The sequence below is a fragment of the Pseudomonas algeriensis genome, from assembly GCF_048847255.1.
GTDB lineage: Bacteria > Pseudomonadota > Gammaproteobacteria > Pseudomonadales > Pseudomonadaceae > Aquipseudomonas.
Map to the genome: position 1 here is coordinate 23,875 of NZ_JBKKRK010000002.1, position 23,420 is coordinate 47,294.

A 23,420-nucleotide genomic window follows, 5' to 3' on the forward strand; every position below is an offset into this window, starting at 1 on the left:
TGCACTTTCAACCGCTTAACCATCCTCGTCGCCAATGTGCGTCAACTGAGCTGAAATCTCCCTGTGTTCGCGCTCAAGGCCTGGCTGCCTTGGCTCAAGGTGTCCGCCGCCACGTTCACCGCGCGGGCGCCTTCCAGCAGGCGCATGGCCGCTTGATCGACCTGCTGGATATTGCCGCTGACCTCGTCGGCTGTGCTGGCCTGCTCATCCACCGCGGTGGCGATTTGCGCCAGGGTATCGGTGACGCTCTGTACGGCGCTGGCAATTTCCCCCAGACGCTCGCCAAGGCCGGTCACGGCTTGCGCATCGGTCTGGGCCTGGCCGCAGGCCGCTTCCATCAGGCTGACGGCTTCGTTGACCGTGGCGCGCAGGCTGTCGACGGTGCCGGCGATCTGTTGGGTGGAGGACTGGGTACGTTGCGACAGGCTGCGCACTTCATCGGCCACCACGGCAAAGCCCCGGCCTTGTTCACCGGCGCGGGCGGCTTCGATGGCGGCGTTGAGCGCCAGGAGATTGGTCTGCTCGGCCACGCCGCGAATGGTATCGACCACCAGCTGGATCTGTTGGCCCTGCTCGCTGACCCGGCCCAAGGCGGCGGCGGTTTCGTTGAGCCGCTGGTTGAGCTGCTGAATGCTCGCCGTGGTGCGCTGGCTGTCGCGGCTGCTGTCGGCGGCGATGCGGCGGGTCTGTTGGGCGCTGTCTGACGCCTGTTCGCAACTTTTCGCAACGCCTTGGGAAGTTGCGGCCAGTTGCGTCGCGGCGGCGGCGATCTGGCTGATTTGCATCTGCTGAGCCTCGACTTCGCCCAAGGCGCCGCTGGAGTGTGTATTGAGGGTGCGCACGGCGTCGCTCAGTTGCAGCGTTTCGTGATCCACGCCCAGCAGGCTGGTGCGCAACTGCACCACGGCGACATTGAGCGCGGTGCTGATAGCTGCCAGCTCATCACGCCCTTGTACCGGAACTTGCAGGCTCAGGTTTCCGTCACGCAGCGCTTCAGCCAGCAGGGTAATGCCACTGGCGCTGCGGCGGATGGAAGCTTGCAAGCAGACGAACAGGTACAGCGCCGCCAGCAATAGGCAGCCAAGCACCGTGGCCACCAATGTGAACTGGCGGATCGCCGAGCCGTGGTAATGGTCCAGCCGCGTGTCCAGTGCGACCAGCGATTGTTGTCGCAGGGTCGCCAGGTCTCGGAGAAGGGCGTCCATGTGTTTCTCGAACGCTTCCGGCTTGAGATTGATGGAGCCACCGAATACGCCTTCATCCAAGACTTTCAAGCCGGCATCCAAGTGCTTGAGGCTGCCCTGGAATTGTCCAGCCCAGGATTGCAGTTCGCTGGGCAAGCGTGTTTCCAGCAACGCACCGGTCTTGACCAACTGATCCCGGGCGTCGCCGATGCGGCTGCGCAAGTCACGCAGTTGCAGGCGGCTCTGCAAAGTGAATTGGCCTGACACCACCGAGGCCTGGCCAACGCTGGCCAGGCGGCCGACACGTTCGATCAGCTCGGGTGTCTGCTGGGTCGAAATCTGGGTGAGCAGGTAGGTTTCCAGCCAGGAGGCGAGCGTCAGGCGATTGTCCATGACCATCTGTTCGCGCAAAGCTTGCAATGCGCTGAGGGCTGCGGTGAAACGATCATAGCCATCCGGCCACCAACCCACGGCGCCCAGGCTCTTGGAATCCAGGCCGTTGAGGCTGGTCTGCAAGGCCTGGTAGCGGGCGAGGGTGTCGGCTTCGACGCCCTCGGCCTGCAAGGTCGCGCCAAGATCGTTGGCGACCTGGTTGAGCTCCGGTTGCACCGCATCGAACGCGGCCATGGCGGCGATCGTCGCAGGGGTGGGTTGTCGATTGGTCTCCGTGGCCCGCCAGCGCGCCGCGCGATTGCGCTGTGCGGCGAGCAGGTTGTCCAGGTTATCCAGGGCGAGCAACTGGCGTACGCCGGCGCGCTCTCCGGAAATCAGGTTGAGTTTGTCCCGGTAGTCCTGGCCGATGAGCCACAGGCTGCCCATGAGCGGCAGGATGAACAAAAGGAACAACAACTGGAATTTACGGGCGAAACCAAAATGCCCCAGCAACCGGATGCCCGGTGATAGAAAAGCCTGCATGCCCATACTCCCCTGAACACCCTTGCACTTTTTTTGTGCGTTTTTACACAAGTGCCGAAACGGGTGCTCTTTCAAAAGGCCTCGAAAGCTTGTCCAGGCCGGCTCTGTAGGCCTGCTCTGTAGCGAAACTTCCCATTCTCGGTCCCCTTTGTAAGGGGCCGCGTCGTAAGACTTTTACAAGGCAAGATTCAGACCATGGCGTTGCGCTATCACCTTGTTTGCCGACTATTTTTTATCGGTCGATAGCAAGCTAATGGGATAGCCTTGTCGCACTGAAAAATGGCACATTGGCGAACCTTGCCCATGTGCTCCCACCTGCCGTCTGGAAACTTCCCATGGCTATCAGCAATACCCCGGCTGACGCGACGCCCATTCGCGCCACGCCCCAAAGCAGTCCTTTGGTCATGCGCATCATTGGTGCGGTGGCGTTGGCTCATCTGATCAACGATCTGATCCAGGCTGTGCTGCCGTCCATCTATCCGATGCTCAAGGACAGCTATGGCCTGACGTTTACCCAGGTCGGCCTGATCACCCTTACGTTCCAGTTGACCGCATCTTTGTTGCAGCCTTGGGTCGGCTATCACACCGATCGGCACCCGAAGCCCTGGCTGTTGCCGGCCGGAACGGTGTGCACGCTGATCGGCATCGTGATGATGTCCATGGTCGGCAGCTTTGCCATGATCCTGCTGGCGGCGGCCTTGATCGGCATCGGCTCGTCGACTTTTCACCCCGAGGCATCGCGAGTGGCGCGACTGGCTTCCGGCGGTCGTTACGGCCTGGCGCAATCGACTTTCCAGGTGGGCGGAAACGCCGGCTCCGCATTCGGCCCGCTGCTGGCCGCAGCGATCATCATTCCCTACGGTCAAGGCAATGTGGCCTGGTTCGGCTTGTTCGCGCTGTTTGCCTTGTTCGTGCTGTACCGCATCAGCCGTTGGTACGCCAATCACCTGAACCTGTTCAAGCTCAAGCAAGGCCAGGCGGCGACGCATGGCTTATCCAAGGGGCGGGTCCTGAGTGCGTTGGTGGTGCTTGGCCTGTTGGTGTTCTCGAAGTATTTCTACATGGCCAGTTTCACCAGCTATTTCACCTTCTACCTGATCGAAAAGTTCGACCTGTCGGTGGCATCTTCCCAGCTGCACCTGTTCCTGTTCCTTGGCGCAGTGGCGGCGGGGACCTTCTTCGGCGGCCCGATCGGCGACAAGATCGGACGCAAGGCGGTGATCTGGTTCTCGATTCTGGGTGTGGCGCCCTTCACCCTGATCCTGCCTCACGTGGACCTGCTGTGGACCAGCATCCTCAGCGTGGTGATCGGCTTCATCCTGGCATCGGCTTTCTCCGCCATCGTGGTGTATGCCCAGGAGCTGGTGCCGGGCAACGTCGGGATGATCGCCGGCGTGTTCTTCGGGTTGATGTTCGGCTTCGGTGGGATCGGCGCCGCGCTGCTGGGGCATCTGGCGGACATCCGGGGTATCGAATACGTGTATTGGCTGTGCTCGTTCCTGCCGTTGTTCGGCGTGTTGGCGATTTTCCTGCCAAGGACCAAAAGGGCCTGAATCGAACATTCCGAGCCCCGTTTCAACGCAGTATGGGCCAGTGCGGATACCTTTCGTACAGAGCCTCGGTCAATCCATCAGGCATTTTGCTCTCGACCCCGGATGGGGTCGATGTACCGTTTATCGTTGTCCCTGAGCCATGAATGAACTTGCCGCTCTTTGGTGTTTCCGACGCAAAGAGCCTGTTCCAGTCAATTGGCTCCAACAAGAAGCCACCGGTCATGGTTATGACCGAGGCAGCGTGCAAAGCGTTGTCGCTCTACCAGGTGACGAAACTGGCATTTCTTTTAAGGGACTAAACCATGGCAACCGTCGATAACCCGAACCTGAATTCCCATACCGTGAGAACCGGCCCCGGCACTGTCCAGGTCGACCTCACCGGCCAGCTAGATGATGCCCAGAGCATCATTATCCAGCCGGACGGCAAGATACTGATTGGCGGCTATACCGAGTACCTGGCATGGGGCTACCCCGGGGCGCCAGGTGAGGAAAGCTACGGCTACGAGCAGAACCATTCCGTTATCCGCCTGAATGCGGATGGCAGCCTGGACACCCGCTTTCATGAAGGTGGCGTCGATACGATACCGACCATGACAGCCCCAGCGTCCCGCTATGAGTTAACGGCGGTGCAGGCCGATGGCAAGGTGCTCGTCGCTGTGGCGCTGAACACCGGCATACAGGTGGAGCGCTACAACAGTGACGGGACGCGCGATGTCGGCTTTGGTCAGAACGGTGTCATGACGGTCGACATCACCCATGATTTCAAGGATATCGACCTGACGGCCAATACGGACGGCACCTTTCAGGTCAGTGCCCGCGGGTTTGACCAGGCTACCGTGACCAAGGCTGGCAATGACGGCAGCTTGTTCGACGGCTTTGGTCACAACGGCGTGCTCACCGTCGACATTTACGAAGACCCGTTTTTCAACGGAGGGATCTCCACTGCGGTGTTGGCAGATGGAAGTGTCGTGGTCGGGGCTGCCTACAATGCCGCCGGCATGGGCGATCCGACGTTCGCCTTGCAGCGTTTCAACGCCGACGGTCAGTTGGATACCCGTTTCGGTGACGACGGCGTCCTGCATTTGAGCGCTGCCATGGGGTTTGGCGAAGACTCGGTGGTCACCGTGCAGGCTGACGGAAAGATCATCGTGATAGGGCATGGCGAGGGCGATCGCCTGGCTACCGTGGCGCGGCTCAACGCTGACGGGTCATTCGACAGTAGTTTCGGCAGCAATGGCTCGGTGACCTTCGAGGCCGACACGCCGGTGGCTTTGACGGTGCAAGCCGACGGCAGGATCGTGGCTGCCGGCACGAACAACGGAGATTTCAATGTCATCCGCTTGAACGCCGACGGTAGCCTGGACTCAAGCTTTGGCAGCCAGGACGGCAAGCTCCATATGGAGGGGTACGCCGGCGAGGAAATCTTGCGGGGCACCGATGCCGCCGAAATCATCCACGGCCTGGCGGGCGATGATGTGCTCCACGGCGACGGCGGGCGTGATGTGTTGCAAGGTGGCTCAGGCTCGGACATCTTCCGTTTTACCGAACGGGGCGACAGCTTCCGCACCGCCACGCTGAACAGCAGCGACCGAATCCAGGACTTCGATGTCTCCGAGGACCGCATTGACCTGATCGGCCTGGGCTTCACCGGTATTGGCGATGGCCATGACGGTACCTTGGCCATCCAGGCCAGCGCGGACGGCACCCGCACCTACCTCAAGAGCTTCGACGCCGATGCTACCGGGCAACGTTTTGAACTGACCTTGGATGGCAATCTGGTTGGGCAATTGAACAACACGAATCTTGTGTTCACAGCGCCCACGCTTGAAGGGGAATCTACCAACGATACGATTACCGGTTCTGCCTTGTCGGAAATCATCCATGGCCTGAACGGCAATGACCGTATCAACGGCGGCGCCGGAGCGGATGTCATCATCGGCGGCGCGGGCGCCGATCGTCTCAACGGTGGGGACAGAGCCGACATTTCGTTGTGGACGGACAATCGGGAAAACGCCGACGTGTTCCGCTATCTCTCCATCGAGGACAGCTACCGTACCGACAACCAGAGCTTTGCCGACCTTATCGAAGGCTTTACGGTTGACGACAAGATCGATGTGTCGGCACTAGGCTATACCGGCTTCGGAGAGGGTACGGGCACTACGCTGAAGTTGGTCTACAACGAGGCATTGGACCGCACTTACCTGAAGGATGCGCAAGCGGACGCGCAAGGCCATTCGTTCCAGGTTGCGCTGGCCGGGGACTGGCGGGAAAGCCTCGGCGAAGACAACATGGTCTTTGCTCCCACAGCGGCTCCCGACGCCCAACTAGGCCTGATCGGGGTGGCGCCAGACGTCGATCAATGGCATTTGTTAAGTTGACGCCCATAAAAAAACACCGCGTGACAGTCACTGCCACGCGGTGTTTTTTTCATTTCAGACGTTAAAGCGGAAGTGCATCACGTCGCCGTCCTTGACGATGTATTCCTTGCCTTCCAGGCGCCACTTACCGGCTTCCTTCGCGCCAGCTTCGCCCTTGTACTGGATGAAGTCGGCGTAGGCGATGACTTCGGCGCGGATGAAGCCCTTTTCGAAGTCGGTATGGATGACGCCAGCGGCTTGCGGGGCGGTGGCGCCCACGCGAACGGTCCAGGCGCGGACTTCTTCGACACCGGCGGTGAAGTAGGTCTGCAGGTTGAGCATTTCGTAGCCAGCGCGGATCACCCGGTTCAGGCCAGGCTCTTCCAGGCCCAGGGCCTCGAGGAACATGTCCTTCTCTTCGCCATCGTCCAGTTCGGCGATTTCCGCTTCGATCTTGTTGCAGACCGGAACGACCATGGCACCTTCTTCCTCGGCGATGGCACGGACCACGTCCAGATGCGGGTTGTTCTCGAAACCGTCTTCGGCGACGTTGGCGATATACATGACCGGCTTGGTGGTCAGCAGGTGGAAGCCCTTGATCACCAGCTTCTCGTCGGTGCTCATGTCCTTCATCAGGCTACGCGCGGGCTTGCCCTCGGTGAAGTGAGCGATCAATCGCTCCAACAGGCCTTTCTGGACGACTGCATCCTTGTCGCCACCCTTGGCGTTGCGGGCAACCTTCTGCAGTTGTTTCTCGCAACTGTCGAGGTCGGCGAAGATCAGTTCCAGGTCGATGATCTCGATGTCGCGTTTCGGGTCGACGCTGTTGGAAACGTGGATCACGTTCTCGTCTTCGAAGCAGCGCACCACGTGGGCGATGGCATCGGTTTCGCGGATGTTGGCCAGGAACTTGTTGCCCAGGCCTTCACCCTTCGAAGCACCGGCCACCAGGCCTGCGATGTCGACGAACTCCATGGTGGTCGGCAGGATGCGCTTGGGATTGACGATGGCCGCCAGTGCGTCCAGGCGCGGATCGGGCATCGGCACGATGCCGCTGTTCGGCTCGATGGTGCAGAAGGGGAAGTTCTCGGCCGCGATACCGGATTTGGTCAGGGCGTTGAACAGGGTGGACTTGCCGACGTTAGGCAGGCCGACGATGCCGCAATTGAATCCCATGGTGTTTCCCCTCGGATAAGTGTCAGGCCTTCTGGCTGTGCAGGTTTTTCATCGCGCGGTTCCATTCACCGGCGAGGATATCCGGCAGCACGCCGAGGGCAAAGTCGATGCTGGCATCGAGTTTTTCCTGTTCGGCGCGAGGCGCGCGACCCAGGACAAAATTTGAAACCATACTGGCAACGCCCGGGTGGCCGATGCCGAGCCGCAGGCGGTGAAAGGTATTTTGATTGCCCAGTTGCGCAATGATGTCGCGCAACCCGTTGTGACCGCCATGGCCGCCGCCCTGCTTGAGCTTGGCAACGCCCGGAGGCAGGTCGAGTTCGTCGTGGGCCACCAGGATTTCTTCAGGCTTGATGCGAAAGAAACCGGCCAACGCCGCCACGGCCTGGCCGCTGCGGTTCATATAGGTGGTGGGAATCAACAGGCGAACATCCTGACCCTGGTGTGAAAAACGCCCGGTCAGGCCAAAATATTTGCGATCGGCGGCCAGGCTGACGCCTTGGGCGTGCGCGATGCGCTCAACAAAAAGGGCCCCTGCGTTATGCCGGGTCTGTTCGTATTCGGCGCCTGGATTTCCCAGGCCAACGATCAGTTTGATGGCATTCACGATAGGGGCCCTTCCTGGAGTGGTGGTTAACATGTCGCGGTCAGACGGTGTGGCGACAACGAACGAAAATTGCGGATCTACCGTTAAGTAAACTTCGCGTTCTTGCCCGTTGTCTCGCTACGTTCCAGTCCGCGATGTTTCCGGTCACTCCGGCGACAGAGTGTAATTACTCTGCTGCGCCTTCTTCAGTCGCTTCTGGAGCAACACGTGGAGCGTGGACGTTGGCAACAGCCTTGTCATCACCGTGTGCCAGGGCAACAAACTCAACGCCTTTAGGAGCCTTGAGGTCGGACAGGTGAACGATCGTGCCAATCTCGGCGTCAGCCAGGTCGACTTCGATGAATTCAGGCAGGTCCTTCGGCAGGCAGGAAACTTCCAGCTCGGAAGTCACGTGCGAGATTTCGCCGCCTTTCTTGATCGGAGCAGCTTCGTTGATGAAGTGCACTGGAACGGTAGCGGTCAGTTTCTGGCCAGCCACGACGCGGATGAAGTCAGCGTGCATGATGAACTGCTTGGCCGGGTGACGCTGCATCGCTTTAACGATGACGTTTTGCTTCTTGCCATCAACGTTCAATTCGATCACGTGGCTGAAAGCAGCCTCGTCTTCGAACAGCTTGGCCACTTCTTTGGCCAGCATGGTGATGGATTCAGGGGCCTTGTCACCACCGTATACAACGGCAGGAACCTGGCTGGCGAGACGACGCAGGCGGCGGCTCGCACCTTTCCCCAGGTCGGTACGCGCTTGGGCGTTCAGAATGAAATCGGTCATGTTGTTTCTCCAAAATAGCCATATCCGAATGACGTCTGCGACCGACGCCAAAGCAGTATGGGCAAAAAAGCCCCGCCCCAACATGAGTGTTGGGGCGGGGCGCTTTTCGTCAACGAGATATCCGGGAAAGGGCAGGGCCCTTAGCGGAACATCGCACTGATCGATTCTTCATTGCTGATGCGGCGAACCGCCTCGGCAACCACCGGTGCGATATCCAACTGACGGATACGCGCACAGGCTTGTGCTGCAGCGGACAGCGGGATGGTGTTTGTCACCACCAGCTCGTCCAGCACGGAATTTTCAATGTTTTCGATCGCCCGACCCGACAGCACAGGGTGCGTGCAGTAGGCGAAGACCTTGGCAGCGCCATGCTCCTTCAGGGCCTTGGCCGCGTGGCACAGGGTGCCGGCGGTATCGACCATGTCGTCGACCAGGATACAGGTGCGCCCTTCGACATCGCCGATGATGTGCATCACTTCGGAGTGATTGGCCTTCTCGCGGCGTTTGTCGATGATACCCAGATCAACGCCCAAGGATTTGGCAACGGCCCGTGCACGCACGACGCCGCCAATGTCCGGGGACACAATCATGAGATTTTCGAAGCGCTGATCTTCGATGTCATCCACCAGGACGGGGGAGCCGTAGATGTTGTCCACGGGAATATCGAAGAAGCCCTGGATCTGGTCAGCATGCAGATCGACCGTCAGTACACGATCGATGCCGACCACGGTCAGCATATCGGCAACGACTTTCGCGCTGATGGCCACGCGTGCGGAACGCGGACGGCGATCCTGGCGGGCATAACCAAAGTAAGGAATAACAGCAGTAATACGAGTAGCCGAGGAACGGCGGAAGGCATCAGCCATCACGACGAGTTCCATCAGGTTATCGTTGGTCGGAGCGCAAGTCGGCTGAATAATGAAGACGTCTTTACCGCGAACGTTCTCATTGATCTCGGCAGTGATTTCGCCGTCGGAGAACTTACCGACAGAGATGTCACCGAGAGGGATATGCAGCTGACGTACGACACGCCGAGCCAGATCGGGGTTAGCGTTCCCCGTAAAGACCATCATCTTGGACACGCGCAGTACCTGAAGGCTGAGGGTATACCTGGATGAGTATAGGAAAATGGCAGGGGCGGCTGGATTCGAACCAACGCATGGCAGGATCAAAACCTGCTGCCTTACCGCTTGGCGACGCCCCTGTATCTGTTGCTGCGAGTGCCCAGCACTCGATTCCTTTTAGAGCAGACTTTGCAGCTTGCGATGCAACATCGAAACGTTGCTTCCTTTTGCTACAAACCCTGTAAGGGTCTCTGTAAGAAGGGCCGAGACTTTATCAGCTTCAGCTTTGCTTGGGAAGCCCCCAAACACACAACTTCCAGTTCCGGTGAGTTTTGCTTCGGTAAATTTACCTAACAAATTCAATGCGTTACGAACATCTGGATAACGCCTTGCTACCACCGGTAAGCAGTCATTTCGACTGTTTCCCTTGGGAACGGGGCGCACTTTAATGGGAGGAGAGTTACGTGTCAACAGTGGATCTGAAAAAATTTCTGCTGTACTTACAGAGACTTGCGGCACCAGCACCAAGTACCAAGGTTCCTCGGGCTCTACCGGTGTGAGTTTTTCCCCGACGCCCTCGGCGAAAGCCGCGTGGCCACGCACGAAAACCGGTACGTCGGCACCCAGCGAAAGGCCCAGCGCCGCGAGGCGATCCAGGTCCCAGCCCAACTGCCAGAGATGATTGAGGCCTAGCAGCGTCGTGGCCGCATTCGAACTGCCGCCACCGATCCCTCCACCCATGGGCAGGATTTTTTCGATCCAGATGTCGATGCCCAGCGAACAGCCGGATTGCTCCTGAAGCTTCTTCGCCGCCTTGACGATCAGGTTGCTGTCGTGGGGAACACCGTCGAATTCGGTGTGCAAACGGATCACGCCGTCATCGCGCACGGCAAAAGTGATCTCGTCGCCATAATCCAGGAACTGGAAAATCGTTTGCAGCTCGTGATAGCCATCCGGGCGACGACCGAGGATGTGCAGCATCAGGTTGAGCTTGGCCGGGGAGGGCAGCGTCAGGCGTGCAGCGGTCATGTCATTGTCCCAGCTTGCGCGGCTGCCATTGCTTGATGACCAGCGTGACGTCCAGGTTGCTGCCGTGCAGCTTGATGCGCTCCGGCAACCAGTAGCCGTTCTGCTCGGCATAGCTCAGGTATTCGATCTGCCAGTCATCCTGCTCCAGGTTCGACAGGCGGCTGTCGGCGTCCAGGGTCAGACGGCTCTTGCTGTCCGGTGCCGGGAGGCCGCGAACCCACCAGGTGAGGTGGGAAACCGGCAGTTTCCAGCCCAGCTGTTCTTCCAGCAGTGCTTCGGGGCTCGGAGCCTCGTAGCGTCCCTGGTTGGCGACTTCCAGCGAAACCTGCCCTGGCCGGCCGGTCAGCCGCGCCGCACCGCGCCCCAGTGGGCCCGAAAGTCGAATGTCGTAGTAATCCTGGCGCTGCAACCAGAACAAGGTACCGCTGCCAGAGTCCTTGGGCGCGCGAATGCCGATCTTGCCGTCGATCTGCCAGCCGTCGAGGCCGCTGAGCTGTTCTTTATGCTCGCGCCACTGGGCCGGGTCGCCATGGCCCTGGACGGATTCTCGGGCGCCGAAGCCCGCGCAACCGGCGAGCAGGGCGATGAAACTGAAAATAATGAAGTGGCGCACAAACATAATCTTAAAGGGTCTCTGATCCGGTCAGGCGTTTGATGGTGCCGCGCAGAATCGGGCTGTCCGGTTGTTCCTTGAGGAACTTGTCCCAGATCTGCCTGGCTTCTCGTTGTTTGCCGTTGGCCCACAGTACTTCACCCAGGTGCGCGGCGACTTCCTGGTCGGGGAAGCGCTCCAGGGCCTGGCGCAGCAGGCGTTCGGCTTCGTCGAGGTTGCCCAGGCGGAAATTCACCCAGCCAAGGCTGTCGAGTACGGCTGGGTCTTCCGGATTGATCCGGTGGGCCTGCTCGATCAGCACCTTGGCTTCGTCGTAGCGGGTGGTCCGATCCGATAGCGTGTAGCCGAGGGCATTGAGGGCCATGGCGTTGTCGGGATCGCGCTGGATGATCAGCCGCAGGTCTTTTTCCATCTGGGCCAGGTCGTTGCGCTTTTCGGCGAGCATGGCGCGGGTATAAAGCAGGTTCAGATCGTCTGGGTATTGCTTCAAGGCCAGTTGCAGGACACTCCAGGCTTTCTCGCCCTGTTTGTTGGCCGACAGGGTTTCGGCTTCGATCAGGTAGAGCTGGATGCCATAGTCCGGCTGGCTGTCGCGCTGCACGGCCAGGCGACTCTGGGCTTCGGCCGTCCGGCCGTTGCCGATCAGGATGTCGGCCTGGCGCAGCTGCGCTGGGAGATAGTCATTGCCCGGGCCGACCTGGGCGTATTCGATCAGCGCGCTTTCGGGATCGTTGCGCTCCTCGGCGATGCGGCCCAGGTTCAGGTGGGCCGAATCGACGTGGCTTTCCCGGGCGATAAGGTCTTCCAGGTAACCCTTGGCTTCTTCCCACGCCTTGGCTTCCAGGCAGACCAGCGCCAGGGAATAACGCAAGTCGTCGTCCTCGGGGTATTGCTGCACCAGGCTGGAAAACTCGACCTTGGCGTCGTCCATGCGGTTGTTCTCGACCAGCATGCGTGCATAAGTGAGGCGCAGGCGTTTGTCGTCCGGGTATTTCTTGATGCTTTTTTCCATCAGCGGCAGGGCTTCGTCGCCGCGATTCATGCCTTGCAGCAAGCGTGCTCGCAGCAGGATAGGCGCCACTTCGCCCGCTTCCGGCGGGTTGTCTTCCAGCAGGGTAAGGGCGCCTTGGGAGTCGCCGTCCTGCTGCAGCAACAGGGCCTTGCCGAAAATCAACTGGCCGTTGTTCGGGTGACGTTCCAGCAGGCGGTCGAAACTCTTCTTCAAGCCGTCGCGCGTCTCCTGGTCGGTATCGGCGGCGGACAGCGCAAGGAAGTCGAAATGGGTATCGCCCTTGCCCAGCAAGACTTTCTCCATGTAAACCATGGAGTCGTCGTAACGCCCGGCGCGCGCGAGTTGCACGGCGGCGGCGCGTTGCGCTTCGAGGTCGTCCGGGGCGTTTTTGGCCCAGATCAGCGCCGTATCCAGCGCGGCCTGGTCGGCCCCCAGGTATTCGGCAATGCGGAACGCCCGCTCGGAAATGCCCGGATCCTGAGTGTTGATGGCCTGGGTGACGTAGTTATCCAGGGCAATGTCGAAACGATTGCGCTGGCCTGCCAGCTCGGCACTCAGCAGGCTGAAGACAGTTTCTTCGCTGAACGAGCCGTACACCTTGGGCTTTTCGGGAGCCGGAGTGCTGCCTTCGACCGGTGGCGTACCGTCCGTCGAAACGGGGGCCATGGACTGGCAGCCGCCGAGAAAGGCAAAAGCGAGGAGCAACGCAAAAGATCTATTCATATAAGAAGAGGACGACTTACCTGCGGTCGGATCATCATGACACAAGCCATCGGTCAAACATAACCGAGTCTCGGCGGATGCCTTATAGGCACAGGTAATTGTGACAATAGTCGGTGGTGGTTGTTCTCAATCTGGCGAAGTAGGACAATTGCCGGCTTCACGTCACCATCAGCGACCTTGAATGGCCTTCCTTGCACTTGGTATTAACCACAAGACTGCTTCAGTAGATGTCCGCGAGCGCGTGGCCTTTACGCCTGAGCAGCTGGTTGAGGCCCTGCAGCAGCTCTGCCGACTCACCGACAGCCGCGAAGCTGCGATCCTCTCCACCTGTAATCGCAGTGAGCTTTATATAGAACAGGATCACGTCTCGGCCGATTCGGTGCTGCGCTGGCTGGCCGAATACCATGACCTGAGTCTGGAAGAGCTGCGCGCCAGTGCCTATGTACATGAGGACGATGCGGCCGTTCGTCACATGATGCGTGTCGCTTCGGGGCTCGATTCGCTGGTGCTCGGCGAACCGCAGATTCTCGGCCAGATGAAGTCGGCCTATGCCGTGGCGCGCGAGGCCGGCACCGTCGGGCCGCTGCTGGGGCGTCTGTTCCAGGCCACTTTCAACGCCGCCAAGCAAGTGCGCACCGACACCGCCATTGGCGAAAACCCTGTGTCCGTGGCGTTTGCCGCTGTCAGCCTGGCGAAGCAGATATTCAGCGATTTGCAACGCAGCCAGGCGCTGCTGATCGGTGCTGGCGAGACCATCACCCTGGTCGCCCGCCATCTGCATGACCTGGGGGTAAAGCGCATCGTGGTCGCCAACCGCACCCTTGAGCGCGCCAGTACCCTGGCCGAGCAATTCGGTGCGCATGCGGTGCTGCTGTCGGATATTCCCGCCGAACTGGTGCACAGCGACATCGTCATCAGTTCCACCGCCAGCCAGTTGCCGATCCTGGGCAAGGGCGCGGTGGAAAGCGCCTTGAAACTGCGCAAGCACAAACCGATCTTCATGGTCGACATTGCCGTGCCCCGCGACATCGAGCCCGAAGTTGGCGAACTGGACGACGTATACCTTTACAGTGTCGATGACCTGCACGAAGTCGTAGCCGAGAACCTGAAGAGCCGGCAAGGCGCGGCGCAGGCCGCCGAGGAAATGATCACCGTTGGCGCCGAGGATTTCATGGTGCGCCTGCGCGAGCTGGCGGCGGTGGACGTGCTCAAGGCGTATCGTCAGCAAAGCGAGCGCCTGCGCGACGAAGAATTGCAAAAGGCCCAGCGCCTGCTGGCCAACGGCGGCAGCGCCGAAGAGGTGTTGGTGCAACTGGCGCGCGGCCTGACCAACAAATTGCTCCATGCCCCAAGCGTCCAGCTCAAGAAGCTGACGGCCGAGGGCCGCCTCGATGCGCTGGCCATGGCCCAGGAACTTTTCGCCCTCGGTGAGGCTTCACCGGATAGCTTTTCGGATAAAAAATCGCAATGAAAGCGTCACTGCTCAATAAGCTGGACATTCTCCAGGACCGTTTCGAGGAACTGACCGCCTTGCTGGGCGACGGCGAAGTCATTTCCGACCAGAACAAATTCCGCACCTATTCCAAGGAGTACGCGGAAGCCGAGCCGATTGTCGCCACCTATAAGCAACTGCTCAAAGTGCAGGGCGACCTCGAGGGCGCCCAGGCGCTGCTCAAGGACAGCGACCCGGACATGCGCGAAATGGCCGTGGAGGAAGTGCGCGAAGCCAAGGAACAATTGGTCGAGCTGGAAAGCAATCTGCAACGCATGTTGCTGCCAAAGGACCCGAATGACGGACGAAACGTCTTTCTCGAAATCCGCGCCGGCACGGGCGGCGACGAAGCCGCGATCTTTTCCGGCGACCTGTTTCGCATGTATTCGCGTTATGCCGAGCGTCGCGGCTGGCGGGTGGAGATCCTGTCGGAGAACGAAGGCGAACACGGTGGCTATAAAGAAGTCATTGCCCGGGTCGAGGGCGACAACGTCTACGGGAAGTTGAAGTTCGAATCCGGCGCCCACCGCGTACAACGGGTGCCGGCCACCGAATCCCAGGGCCGCATCCATACATCGGCCTGCACCGTCGCGGTGTTGCCCGAGCCGGACGAGCAGGAAGCCATCGAGATTAACCCGGCGGACCTGCGGATCGACACCTACCGTTCTTCGGGGGCTGGTGGCCAGCACGTCAACAAGACCGATTCGGCGATCCGCATCACTCACTTGCCCTCGGGCATCGTCGTCGAGTGCCAGGAAGAACGCTCCCAGCACAAGAACCGGGCACGGGCAATGGCCTGGCTTTCGGCCAAGCTCAACGACCAGCAGACCAGCGCCGCCGCCAACGCCATCGCCAGCGAGCGCAAACTGCTGGTGGGGTCGGGCGACCGTTCCGAGCGCATCCGTACCTACAACTTTGCCCAGGGCCGGGTGACCGATCACCGGGTGAACCTGACGTTGTACTCCCTCGACGAGATCCTGGCCGGTGGTGTGGACGCCGTCATCGAGCCTTTGCTCGCCGAATACCAGGCCGACCAACTGGCCGCGATTGGCGAGTAAGCACGGGTGACCCAATGACCATCATCGCCAGTTTGCTTCGCGCCGCCGAATTGCCGGATTCGCCCACGTCACGCTTGGATGCGGAGTTGTTGCTGGCCGCTGCCCTGGGCAAGTCCCGCAGCTTCCTGCACACCTGGCCCGAGCGGATCGTGCCGAGCGAGGCCGCGCTGGTGTTTTCCGAATATCTACGCCGTCGTCGCTCCGGCGAGCCGGTGGCCTATATCCTCGGGCAGCAGGGTTTCTGGAAACTGGACCTGGAAGTCGCGCCCCACACATTGATCCCGCGTCCCGACACCGAGTTGCTGGTTGAGGCTGCGTTGGAGCTGCTGACAGCCACGCCGGCCCGGGTCCTCGACCTGGGCACCGGCAGCGGCGCGATTGCCTTGGCATTGGCCAGCGAGCGTCCGGCCTGGAGCGTGACGGCGGTCGATCGTGTGCTGGAGGCTGTGGCGTTGGCCGAACGCAATCGCCAGCGCCTGGGCCTGCGTAACGTCGCAGTCCTGAGCAGCCACTGGTTCAGTGCGCTGGAAGGCGAACGTTTCGGGCTGATCATCAGTAACCCGCCCTATATAGCCGCCAGCGATCCGCATCTGGCCGAGGGCGACGTGCGTTTCGAGCCGGCCAGTGCGCTGGTGGCGGGGCCGGACGGGCTCGACGATTTGCGCGTGATTGTCCAGCAGGCCCCCGATCACCTCGAGGCAGGCGGCTGGCTGATGCTCGAGCATGGTTATGACCAGGCCGACGCGGTGCGGGGGCTGCTGCAAGAACAAGGTTTTGCCCAGGTCCATAGCCGCAAGGACCTCGGTGATCACGAACGCATCAGTCTGGGACGCCTGCCGTGCTGAACGATCAAGAGCTGCTGCGCTACAGTCGACAGATCCTGTTGCAACACGTCGACATCGATGGGCAACTGCGCCTCAAGCAGAGCCGCGCATTGATTGTCGGCCTCGGTGGCCTGGGCGCGCCAGTGGCGTTGTACCTGGCCGCAGCCGGTGTCGGCGAGTTGCACCTGGCCGACTTCGACACGGTCGACCTGACCAACCTGCAGCGACAGATCATCCACGACACTGATAGCGTCGGGTTGACCAAGGTCGATTCGGCGATGCGCCGCCTCACCGCCATCAACCCTGAAGTCCGACTGGTCCCCCATCCAGCGGCCATGGACGACGACAGCCTGGCTGACGCGGTGGCGGCGGTCGACGTCGTGCTGGACTGCTCCGACAACTTTTCCACCCGCGAAGCGGTGAACGCAGCCTGCGTCGCCGCGGGCAAGCCCTTGATCAGCGGCGCGGCCATCCGCCTGGAGGGCCAACTGTCGGTATTCGACCCGCGCCGCCCCGAAAGCCCTTGTTACCACTGCCTCTACGGGCACGGCAGCGAAGCCGAGCTGACCTGCAGCGAGGCCGGCGTTCTTGGGCCGCTCGTGGGGTTGGTGGGCAGTCTCCAGGCGCTTGAGGCCTTGAAACTGTTGGCCAGCTTTGGTGAGCCGCTGGTGGGGCGCCTGTTGTTGATCGATGCGCTGGGTACGCGTTTTCGCGAATTGCGGGTCAAGCGCGATCCGGGGTGCGGCGTCTGCGGTTCCCGACATGAGTGAGGCGCCGGTCGGGGTGTTCGATTCGGGCGTCGGCGGGCTGTCGGTGCTGGGGGAAATTCGCCGACTGCTGCCCAACGAGTCGCTGCTGTACGTAGCCGATTGCGGGCATATTCCCTACGGAGAAAAAAGCCCGGAATTCATCCGACGGCGGTGCGCGATCATTGCCGATTTTTTTCAACGCCAGGGAGCCAAGGCACTGGTGGTGGCCTGCAATACGGCAACCGTCGCCGGAGTGGCTGAGCTGCGTCGTGATTATCCGGACTGGCCAATTGTCGGCATGGAGCCGGCGGTCAAGCCGGCCGCCGCGGCCACTCGAAGCGGCATCGTCGGTGTGCTCGCCACCACAGGCACCTTGCAGAGCGCCAAATTTGCCGCATTGCTCGATCGTTTCGCCACGGACGTGCGAGTGGTCACGCAACCCTGTCCCGGATTGGTCGAGCTGATCGAGGCTGGCGACTTGCATAGCCCGGCCTTGCGCCAGTTGCTGCAAGGCTACGTTGCGCCCTTGCTGGCGGCTGGTTGCGACACGGTAATCCTCGGCTGCACGCACTATCCATTCCTCAAGCCACTGCTCAAAGAGATGGTTCCGGAGGATGTCAGGCTGATCGACACTGGCGCCGCCGTGGCTCGCCAACTCCAGCGCTTACTGGGCGAGCGAGCGCTATCTGCCGACGGGCCTGCTGGCGAAACGCAGTTCTGGAGCAGTGCCGATCCGTCACACTTAAGAAAAATCCTACCAATGCTATGGAATTCTTCCGGCATTGTGCGAAGCTTTGTCCTGTAAAAAAAACGTGAAAATTATGTAAATCCCGCTGAACTTCTGTTTTAGCGCGGATTTCTATAGCTCTGTCTGTTTGTAAGAAAAAACTAACTAAGGCTGTCGGAAAAGGATGTTTCTAATGAAGCGTTTATTCTGCTTTGCTGCGTTTGCGGCTGCGTTGCTGGGGCACACTTACACCGCACAGGCGGCGGGCGTGGAGTTCGGGGTCGGCCAGACCGGCGACTCGACCATGACCTATCGCCTGGGGATGCAATTCGATTGGGACAAGAGCTGGCTGCAGAGCGACGTGGGGCGGCTGACCGGTTATTGGAGCGGTGCCTACACTTACTGGGAAGGGGACAAGACTTCCAGTAACCATAGCCTGTCGTTCTCGCCTGTGTTTGTGTACGAATTTGCGGGTCAGAACGTGAAGCCCTACATCGAGGCGGGGATCGGCGTGGCGTTTTTTGAAAATACCGAGGTCGAAACCAACAAGCTCGGTACGTCGTTCCAGTTCGAAGACCGTGTCGGTTTCGGCTTGCGCTTCAATGGCGGACACGAAGTGGGCATTCGTGCCACTCACTATTCCAACGCTGGGATCTCGTCGGACAACGACGGGGTGGAAAGCTACGCCCTGCATTACACAATGCCGCTGTAACAGCAAAAAAACCGGGGAGCGAGCTTGCTCGCGATAGTGATCGACCAGCCACTTTGTGATCGTCTGGTCAGCGCTATCGCGAGCAAGCTCGTTCCCACAGGGGTCCAGTCCGTCAGTTCATCTTTTATCGATACGCCGTCGCAATGCCCTGGCGTTCTTCCAAGCACTCCGGCGCGCCCATCTCGAATTCTCTACAGATCAGCGGGCGCTTTTCGTAGATCGTGCACATCATGCTGTCGCGATCCAGCGCCGCGCACCAGCCGTCATCGAGCCTCAGCATGACCTCCCCACCCCAATCGTCGGTGTCGATGAAACGTTCCGGAACGCCAGTATCGGTGATCAACATCACTTCCAGCTGGCAGCAGCACGCCGCGCATGTCGAGCACGTGACGACCGGCGCAGGGAGTTCAACGAGGGGGATGGTTTTCATGGCGCGCAGTGTAAGGCAACCGGGTCGATCAGGGTTGTCCCTTGATCGGCGATTCGCCAGCGGGATGGGTGTCCGCGGGAAAGTTGTTGGCCGAGGAGGGTAACGGCCAGAGGGTCTTCATGGAGGCGGCGGGTAGGGGCGTTTCGTGGGGGCGTTCGTTCAACTGCGCCAAGATGTAGTTCGCCGTCGCTGGGGCCGACCATCGGGTCGGGATGGGAAGGCTACCGTCGAGACCCATCGCCGGGTCGTCGAAGCCTGGGATAACCAGCGTTACGTCGATGCCTTTGCCCGACGGGGCGCCACGAACCGATTCAAACACCTGGCGCAGCGTAGTGCCGTCGCCCGCCGCGTGAGAAGGCGCCAGGTAAGTGACGGGGCTGGCGATGCCCACCAGGTGAGGCGTGACCCCCTGGCGCAATAACGGCAGCGCCACTTCAACGCAAAAGCTGGCGGCCAGCAAATTGCTGCGGACGATATGTTCTACCAGCGTATGGTCAGCCGGTTGGCCTTCAACGTATTCGGCCGTCCCGGCATTGATGATGACCGTGTCCAATGCGCCCCATTGCTGGGAAATCAATTGGCCGACTTCTCGAACGATCTGGCTATTGGTCATGTTGGCCGGCAGCGCCAAGACTTGGCCTTGATAGCGCTGGGAAAGGAGCTTGGACGATTTAGACGAGCCGATAGCCAACTGCGCCCCGGTCTGAAGCAATGCCTCAGCCAGCGAGGCACCTACGCCATCAGCCGCACCGGTTAGCCAATACCTTCGTCCCAATCCCTTTCTCCTTTAATTGTGTAACGTATCGAGGCACGGCTTACCATGCAGAGCCCAGAGATTAGTAAGACTATATATCGTCATGAACGATTTGCATTCCGCTTTCAGGGATTTCATGTTCGATTACCGCCCTTCAGCCCGATTGGCTGACCTGGCGAGACGGCAATTGCCTGAAAGCCGCCAGCGCCCGCGACCTTGATTGGGCCAGATCGACAATCGGTGCCGGATAATCTGTCGCGCGAAACAATTCATGCTGGGTATTAGGGCGGTGGACACTTTGGTTATCCAGATCGTTCAATTCAGGCAGCCAACGCTTGATAAACAGTCCCTCGCGATCAAATTTCTGTGATTGGCTCAGTGGATTGAAGATGCGGAACCAGGGCGCCGAGTCCGTGCCGGTGGAGGCGCTCCATTGCCAGCCGCCATTGTTGGCCGCCAAGTCGCCGTCGATCAGGTGGCGCATGAAGAAACGTTCGCCTTCGCGCCAGTCGATCAGCAGGTTCTTGGTCAGGAACATGGCCACCACCATCCGCAACCGGTTGTGCATCCAACCCGTCTCCAGTAGCTGGCGCATGGCTGCGTCAATAATCGGCAGGCCGGTGCGCGCCTGCTGCCACGCGGCCAGTTCATCCGGCGCATGGCGCCAGGCCAAGGCCTCAGTCTCCGGGCGAAACGCGCGGTGGCGGGACACGCGCGGATAACCCACCAAGATGTGTTTATAAAACTCGCGCCAAAGCAATTCATTGATCCAGGTCACTGTTCCTGCATTTCCACTTTCGAATTCACCCTGGTTGGCCTGCAATGCCGCGTGCAGGCATTGGCGTGGCGATACCACGCCGGCCACCAGGTAGGCCGAAAGCTGGCTGGTGCCAGGCCTGGCCGGGAAATCCCGCTCAGTCAGGTAGTCTTCGATGTGTTGTTCGACAAACCCCTCCAGCCGTCGCCGGGCTTCGCTCTCGCCGGCGGGCCAGAGGGCCCGCTGCGTTTCGCTGGGTGGCTCGAAACCTTCGACGCACGTCGGCACTGGATCGCTGGCAATGGTGGTGGGCGTTTGTGGGGCAGGCGTGGGAACCAGGCTTGGTAGCGAGAAATGCAAGCGCTGGTAGCACACCTTGCGAAACTGACTGAATACCTGGAAATAGTTGCCGGTCTTGGTCAGCACGCTGCCAGGCTTGAACAAGAGCTGGTCGAGGTGGCTATGAAACTCGACGCCCTCGCCGGCCAGTGCACGAGCGACCTGCGTATCCCGTCGGGTTTCGTTCAGGCCGTATTCTTCGTTGACATGCACGACATCGATGTTCAGCTCCCGGCACAGTGTGGCCAATATCGCGGGCGCCTGGTCCCAATGGGGCGCCTGGCGGATCAGCAGCGGGATGTTCAGTCGTTCCAACGCCGTGCTCAGAGAGGCCAGGTTGCGTAACCAGAAATCGACTTTGCAAGGCGCATCATCGTGGGCAAGCCATTGCCCCGGGCTTGGTAAATACACCGCCACACAGGGACCTCGGGCGGCAGCGGTGGCAAGCGCTGTGTTGTCATGCACGCGCAAATCGCTGCGCAGCCAGATCAATTGCATGGACATACTCTTTAAAGAAGCGCCCGACGACTCAGTTCGGCGTGAGCGCAGAGCGGGTTTTCGGCCCAACTGACGTGGGGCATCGAGACGTCGGTGGATAGCCTGGCGAGATGAATGGACACGGCCGGGCCGGCGATGATGATCGGGCAGTCGACGGCATTCAGTTGCCTAGGCAATTGGGAAAGGTTCAAGGCATTGCTTGAATACAGCAACACGGCGCGGGCCTTGAGCCGTTCGACCGCCAGCGCCAACTCTCCCGCCGGCAAAGGCGCATCGAAGACCTCCACGGGGCAATCGGAGCTGCTGGCGAGCCAGGCCGCCAACCACAGGTGCGGTTCCTGGGACGACAGAGAATGATTGACCATCAGCAACGGCGCGCCATGCACCTGGCGGTTGTTGTGGTAAACCCGGCTGCCGAACTTGCTGCGCAGCCAGGAATAAAAGAACACCTGCTCCAACTGCGCGCCGAACTGCCCTTGCCAACGTGTCTGCAATTCGTCGAGCAAGGGCAGCAGCAACTGTTCGCAAACAGTACTGGGCGGGTAAAGCGCCATCGCCTGGTTGACCAGATGATCGACTTGCCGCTCGGCCAGTTGCATCACCGCCAGCGCAAGGGCGTGGCGCTGGCACTGCCAATCATCTTCCAATGGCTCGTCGGGCGGCTGCGGAGTGTCGAGCAACGGCTTGACCTTGCTCACGGCCACGCCGCGATTGATCCAAGTGAGGATGCTCTGGATCCGTTGCACATGTTCAGCGCTGAACAAGCGATGGCCCTTGGGGGTGCGGTGCGGCACGATCAAGCCATAGCGGCGCTCCCAGGCACGCAGCGTGACGGCGTTGACGCCGGTCCGCCGGGACACTTCGCGTATGGGCAGCCAGCCCTGCGCCAGCGCTGTGGCAAAATCAGCGCCGAGGTCTTCGCTGGCGCTGGAGTCGGGTTCGTCGTTCATCAGATGGCATTTCGCAGGCTGAGATTTTCCGGGTGGGGTTGCAGGTACGCCTGTTGCGCGAGATATGGATCGGGATGCTGGCGCAGGTGATGCTTGAGTAACGTCAGCGGCACCACCAAGGGCACGATGCCGAGGCGATATTGCTGGATGAGGTGCTGCACTTCCCGCTTGTCATCGGCGCCGATGGCGCGTTTGAGATAGCCGCTCAAATGTTGAAGTACGTTGGCGTGGGTTCGACGGGTGGCGCATTTTTTCAAGGCCGCTATCAGGGCACTGAAATAACGCGGGCCCAACTCATTGGGATCCGACGTGCCCATGTTGCCCAACAGGTTGCCGAGGGCCTTGTATTGCACCGGATCGTGAGCCATCAGCAAGTATTTGTAGCGCGAGTGGAATTCAATGAGATCGCGCCGGGTCAGGTCGCGACGGCGCAGCGGTTGCCAAGCGGCGTAGACGAACACTCGCGTGAGGAAGTTCTCACGCAATACCGGGTCGTTGAGGCGACCGTCTTCTTCCACCGGCAGGTCCGGATGGCGCGCACAAAAGGCCTGCGCGTAGATACCACGCCCGCCGCCGTCCTGGGGCACGCTGTTGTGATCGTAGACCTTGACCCGTTCCAGCCCGCACGACGGCGACTTCTGCATGAAGATGTAGCCGCAAATGTCGTTTAGTTCCTCGGCCATTTGCCGACCGTAATCGTCCAGCGGTTGGGTGACGTCGAGATCGCGGTTCACGGTGCCGACCGCGTGGGGTTGCTCGGGTTTGCCCACCAGTCGGATCGGTTCCCGGGGAATGCCCAAGCCTATGGCGACCTCAGGGCAAACCGGGACGAAATCGAAAAAGTCATTAAGCGTGCGGCTGCATAGCTGGGATTGCTTGTGCCCGCCATTGAAGCGAACTTCGGCGCCCATCAGGCATGCGCTGATAGCAATCTTGGGTTTGGCGTTCGCTTCGCTGGGCATGAGCTACCTCTGGGATAAAAATCTTGTACATATTTACTTCGCTGTACAATATTTTTAATCATAGGTCCGAATGGACACAAGTCAACCGGCAATGGAATGAACGGGCGATGCCACGGAGGGCGCAGATGGGCTGCTGTCTATTGCGACAGCAGCGAGGGAGGCAAGG

The 23,420-nt window shown here is 60.3% G+C and carries 22 protein-coding genes and 1 tRNA gene; 9 read left to right on the forward strand and 14 right to left on the reverse strand.

The genetic code is table 11. The annotated features are described in order from the left end of the window. Nucleotides 1-41: 41 nt before the first annotated feature. Nucleotides 42-2,099, reverse strand: a complete 2,058-nt coding sequence (locus ACLK1G_RS02910) for a methyl-accepting chemotaxis protein (protein ID WP_420764058.1) — start codon at nt 2,097-2,099, stop codon at nt 42-44. A gap of 335 nt (nt 2,100-2,434) precedes the next feature. On the opposite strand from ACLK1G_RS02910, the gene ACLK1G_RS02915 reads away from it, so the two are divergent. From ACLK1G_RS02915 to ACLK1G_RS02925, 3 genes are all read left to right on the forward strand, one after another. Beyond that, complete coding sequence (locus tag ACLK1G_RS02915; protein WP_420764059.1) at nt 2,435-3,652, forward strand: MFS transporter; 1,218 nt, start codon at nt 2,435-2,437, stop codon at nt 3,650-3,652. 143 nt (nt 3,653-3,795) lie between these two features. Then, the gene (locus ACLK1G_RS02920) at nt 3,796-3,951 is read left to right on the forward strand and encodes a hypothetical protein (protein WP_420764060.1); all 156 of its coding nucleotides are present in this window, start codon (nt 3,796-3,798) and stop codon (nt 3,949-3,951) included. A 3-nt stretch (nt 3,952-3,954) separates the two neighbouring features. Beyond that, the gene (locus ACLK1G_RS02925; RefSeq protein ID WP_420764061.1) at nt 3,955-6,030 is read left to right on the forward strand and encodes a calcium-binding protein; all 2,076 of its coding nucleotides are present in this window, start codon (nt 3,955-3,957) and stop codon (nt 6,028-6,030) included. A 54-nt stretch (nt 6,031-6,084) separates the two neighbouring features. On the opposite strand, the gene ychF is transcribed toward ACLK1G_RS02925, so the two are convergent. The 8 genes from ychF to ACLK1G_RS02965 form a co-directional block, all read right to left on the reverse strand. Further along, a complete protein-coding gene (ychF, locus tag ACLK1G_RS02930) occupies nt 6,085-7,185 on the reverse strand; it encodes a redox-regulated ATPase YchF (protein ID WP_420764062.1) in 1,101 nt (366 codons plus the stop codon). A gap of 22 nt (nt 7,186-7,207) precedes the next feature. Then, nucleotides 7,208-7,792 carry an aminoacyl-tRNA hydrolase gene (gene pth / locus ACLK1G_RS02935; RefSeq protein WP_420764063.1) on the reverse strand — a complete coding sequence of 195 codons (585 nt, stop codon included), beginning with the start codon at nt 7,790-7,792 and terminating at the stop codon, nt 7,208-7,210. Nucleotides 7,793-7,958: 166 nt separating this feature from the next. Next, nucleotides 7,959-8,561, reverse strand: coding sequence for a 50S ribosomal protein L25/general stress protein Ctc (locus ACLK1G_RS02940; RefSeq protein ID WP_420764064.1), 603 nt, complete (start codon nt 8,559-8,561; stop codon nt 7,959-7,961). A gap of 140 nt (nt 8,562-8,701) precedes the next feature. Further along, entirely contained in the window at nt 8,702-9,643 is a 942-nt protein-coding gene (locus ACLK1G_RS02945) for a ribose-phosphate pyrophosphokinase (protein ID WP_003171603.1), read from the reverse strand. A 47-nt stretch (nt 9,644-9,690) separates the two neighbouring features. After that, a tRNA-Gln gene (locus tag ACLK1G_RS02950) sits at nt 9,691-9,765 on the reverse strand. Between the two features lie 37 nt (nt 9,766-9,802). Continuing rightward, a complete protein-coding gene (ispE, locus tag ACLK1G_RS02955; protein ID WP_420764065.1) occupies nt 9,803-10,654 on the reverse strand; it encodes a 4-(cytidine 5'-diphospho)-2-C-methyl-D-erythritol kinase in 852 nt (283 codons plus the stop codon). A gap of 1 nt (nt 10,655) precedes the next feature. Further along, nucleotides 10,656-11,273, reverse strand: a complete 618-nt coding sequence (gene lolB, locus ACLK1G_RS02960) for a lipoprotein insertase outer membrane protein LolB (protein ID WP_420764066.1) — start codon at nt 11,271-11,273, stop codon at nt 10,656-10,658. Nucleotides 11,274-11,277: 4 nt separating this feature from the next. Further along, the gene (locus ACLK1G_RS02965; RefSeq protein WP_420764067.1) at nt 11,278-13,002 is read right to left on the reverse strand and encodes a tetratricopeptide repeat protein; all 1,725 of its coding nucleotides are present in this window, start codon (nt 13,000-13,002) and stop codon (nt 11,278-11,280) included. Nucleotides 13,003-13,183: 181 nt separating this feature from the next. Here ACLK1G_RS02965 and hemA point away from each other — a divergent pair, with 181 nt between their 5' ends. From hemA to ACLK1G_RS02995, 6 genes are all read left to right on the forward strand, one after another. After that, entirely contained in the window at nt 13,184-14,473 is a 1,290-nt protein-coding gene (gene hemA, locus ACLK1G_RS02970; RefSeq protein ID WP_039592198.1) for a glutamyl-tRNA reductase, read from the forward strand. Then, on the forward strand, nt 14,470-15,552 hold the full coding sequence (gene prfA / locus ACLK1G_RS02975; protein WP_420764068.1) for a peptide chain release factor 1: 1,083 nt from the start codon (nt 14,470-14,472) through the stop codon (nt 15,550-15,552). The genes hemA and prfA overlap by 4 nt, the downstream gene beginning before the upstream one ends. 14 nt (nt 15,553-15,566) lie before the next feature. Next, complete coding sequence (prmC, locus tag ACLK1G_RS02980; RefSeq protein ID WP_420764069.1) at nt 15,567-16,397, forward strand: peptide chain release factor N(5)-glutamine methyltransferase; 831 nt, start codon at nt 15,567-15,569, stop codon at nt 16,395-16,397. Then, nucleotides 16,391-17,146, forward strand: coding sequence for a molybdopterin-synthase adenylyltransferase MoeB (locus tag ACLK1G_RS02985; protein ID WP_420764070.1), 756 nt, complete (start codon nt 16,391-16,393; stop codon nt 17,144-17,146). Before prmC ends, ACLK1G_RS02985 begins: the two co-directional genes overlap by 7 nt. After that, nucleotides 17,139-17,930, forward strand: a complete 792-nt coding sequence (gene murI / locus ACLK1G_RS02990) for a glutamate racemase (RefSeq protein ID WP_420764071.1) — start codon at nt 17,139-17,141, stop codon at nt 17,928-17,930. Before ACLK1G_RS02985 ends, murI begins: the two co-directional genes overlap by 8 nt. A gap of 115 nt (nt 17,931-18,045) precedes the next feature. After that, nucleotides 18,046-18,564 carry an acyloxyacyl hydrolase gene (locus ACLK1G_RS02995; RefSeq protein ID WP_420764072.1) on the forward strand — a complete coding sequence of 173 codons (519 nt, stop codon included), beginning with the start codon at nt 18,046-18,048 and terminating at the stop codon, nt 18,562-18,564. 124 nt (nt 18,565-18,688) lie between these two features. Here the strand turns inward: ACLK1G_RS02995 and ACLK1G_RS03000 are convergent, their stop codons facing one another. From ACLK1G_RS03000 to ACLK1G_RS03020, 5 genes are all read right to left on the reverse strand, one after another. After that, nucleotides 18,689-18,994 carry a YkgJ family cysteine cluster protein gene (locus tag ACLK1G_RS03000; RefSeq protein WP_420764073.1) on the reverse strand — a complete coding sequence of 102 codons (306 nt, stop codon included), beginning with the start codon at nt 18,992-18,994 and terminating at the stop codon, nt 18,689-18,691. Nucleotides 18,995-19,022: 28 nt separating this feature from the next. Then, complete coding sequence (locus ACLK1G_RS03005) at nt 19,023-19,769, reverse strand: SDR family NAD(P)-dependent oxidoreductase (RefSeq protein WP_420764074.1); 747 nt, start codon at nt 19,767-19,769, stop codon at nt 19,023-19,025. A 133-nt stretch (nt 19,770-19,902) separates the two neighbouring features. Continuing rightward, nucleotides 19,903-21,342, reverse strand: coding sequence for a deoxyribodipyrimidine photo-lyase (gene phrB, locus ACLK1G_RS03010; protein WP_420764075.1), 1,440 nt, complete (start codon nt 21,340-21,342; stop codon nt 19,903-19,905). An 11-nt stretch (nt 21,343-21,353) separates the two neighbouring features. Further along, complete coding sequence (locus tag ACLK1G_RS03015) at nt 21,354-22,292, reverse strand: MerR family transcriptional regulator (RefSeq protein WP_420764076.1); 939 nt, start codon at nt 22,290-22,292, stop codon at nt 21,354-21,356. After that, nucleotides 22,292-23,254: a YbgA family protein gene (locus ACLK1G_RS03020; RefSeq protein ID WP_420764077.1), complete on the reverse strand. Its 963-nt coding sequence runs from the start codon at nt 23,252-23,254 to the stop codon at nt 22,292-22,294. Before ACLK1G_RS03020 ends, ACLK1G_RS03015 begins: the two co-directional genes overlap by 1 nt. Nucleotides 23,255-23,420 lie beyond the last annotated feature (166 nt).

Excerpts from the sequence above, each read along its gene's own strand:
- ACLK1G_RS03020 (WP_420764077.1), bottom strand. The coding sequence starts at position 23,254 with ATGCCCAGCGAAGCGAACGCCAAACCCAAGATTGCTATCAGCGCATGC.
- ychF (WP_420764062.1), bottom strand. The coding sequence starts at position 7,185 with ATGGGATTCAATTGCGGCATCGTCGGCCTGCCTAACGTCGGCAAGTCC.
- ACLK1G_RS02965 (WP_420764067.1), bottom strand. The coding sequence starts at position 13,002 with ATGAATAGATCTTTTGCGTTGCTCCTCGCTTTTGCCTTTCTCGGCGGC.
- ACLK1G_RS03000 (WP_420764073.1), bottom strand. The coding sequence starts at position 18,994 with ATGAAAACCATCCCCCTCGTTGAACTCCCTGCGCCGGTCGTCACGTGC.
- ACLK1G_RS03015 (WP_420764076.1), bottom strand. The coding sequence starts at position 22,292 with ATGAACGACGAACCCGACTCCAGCGCCAGCGAAGACCTCGGCGCTGAT.
- ACLK1G_RS02925 (WP_420764061.1), top strand. The coding sequence starts at position 3,955 with ATGGCAACCGTCGATAACCCGAACCTGAATTCCCATACCGTGAGAACC.
- ACLK1G_RS02920 (WP_420764060.1), top strand. The coding sequence starts at position 3,796 with ATGAACTTGCCGCTCTTTGGTGTTTCCGACGCAAAGAGCCTGTTCCAG.
- ACLK1G_RS02910 (WP_420764058.1), bottom strand. The coding sequence starts at position 2,099 with ATGCAGGCTTTTCTATCACCGGGCATCCGGTTGCTGGGGCATTTTGGT.
- hemA (WP_039592198.1), top strand. The coding sequence starts at position 13,184 with ATGGCCTTCCTTGCACTTGGTATTAACCACAAGACTGCTTCAGTAGAT.
- ACLK1G_RS02940 (WP_420764064.1), bottom strand. The coding sequence starts at position 8,561 with ATGACCGATTTCATTCTGAACGCCCAAGCGCGTACCGACCTGGGGAAA.
- prmC (WP_420764069.1), top strand. The coding sequence starts at position 15,567 with ATGACCATCATCGCCAGTTTGCTTCGCGCCGCCGAATTGCCGGATTCG.
- prfA (WP_420764068.1), top strand. The coding sequence starts at position 14,470 with ATGAAAGCGTCACTGCTCAATAAGCTGGACATTCTCCAGGACCGTTTC.
- lolB (WP_420764066.1), bottom strand. The coding sequence starts at position 11,273 with ATGTTTGTGCGCCACTTCATTATTTTCAGTTTCATCGCCCTGCTCGCC.
- murI (WP_420764071.1), top strand. The coding sequence starts at position 17,139 with ATGAGTGAGGCGCCGGTCGGGGTGTTCGATTCGGGCGTCGGCGGGCTG.
- ACLK1G_RS02995 (WP_420764072.1), top strand. The coding sequence starts at position 18,046 with ATGAAGCGTTTATTCTGCTTTGCTGCGTTTGCGGCTGCGTTGCTGGGG.
- ACLK1G_RS02915 (WP_420764059.1), top strand. The coding sequence starts at position 2,435 with ATGGCTATCAGCAATACCCCGGCTGACGCGACGCCCATTCGCGCCACG.
- phrB (WP_420764075.1), bottom strand. The coding sequence starts at position 21,342 with ATGCAATTGATCTGGCTGCGCAGCGATTTGCGCGTGCATGACAACACA.
- ispE (WP_420764065.1), bottom strand. The coding sequence starts at position 10,654 with ATGACCGCTGCACGCCTGACGCTGCCCTCCCCGGCCAAGCTCAACCTG.